The organism is Pseudomonas sp. EL_65y_Pfl2_R96, assembly GCF_963970905.1.
In the GTDB taxonomy this organism is placed as follows: domain Bacteria; phylum Pseudomonadota; class Gammaproteobacteria; order Pseudomonadales; family Pseudomonadaceae; genus Aquipseudomonas.
Window position 1 is genome coordinate 1 of sequence record NZ_CAXAQH010000364.1, and the last position, 446, is coordinate 446.

The window sequence follows — 446 nt, forward strand, 5'->3', positions numbered from 1 at the left end:
CAAACAGGAAGAACTGCATCAGCAACCCTGTGCTGATCAGCAGCGCCACATTGCCGCCGAACACCGCGCTCTGCCCATACAGAAACGCCATTACCCCCCCGCCGAGCAGCGTGACGATGCACACCGGTTTACGTCCCCAGCGTTCCACCAGCCACGCCGCCATCAGGAAACCGGGAATCCCGCCCAGGGAAATCAGCACCGTGTAATACACCGACTGCGTCACGGCGAAACCAGACTGTTGCAGCAATGCGCTGAGCCAGGACGTCAGGCCATAAAAACCCAGCAGCGCGAAGAACCACACACTCCAGATCATCGTTGTGCGCTGGCGATACTGTGGCGACCAGATCTGCTTGAGCGCCGAAAAGAAGTCGCCCGGGGGCGTCACAGTGCGCGGTATACGCAGCGGTAACGGCAACGCGGCGCCACCGAGCGATGCGCGCACCCGT

The 446-nt window shown here is 61.7% G+C and carries 1 protein-coding gene; it reads right to left on the minus strand.

What is annotated here, in order from left to right; all coding sequences use genetic code 11:
* Nucleotides 1-446 (minus strand): MFS transporter (locus AACY49_RS31065; RefSeq protein WP_339528154.1); only part of this gene is annotated, 446 nt, incomplete at both ends.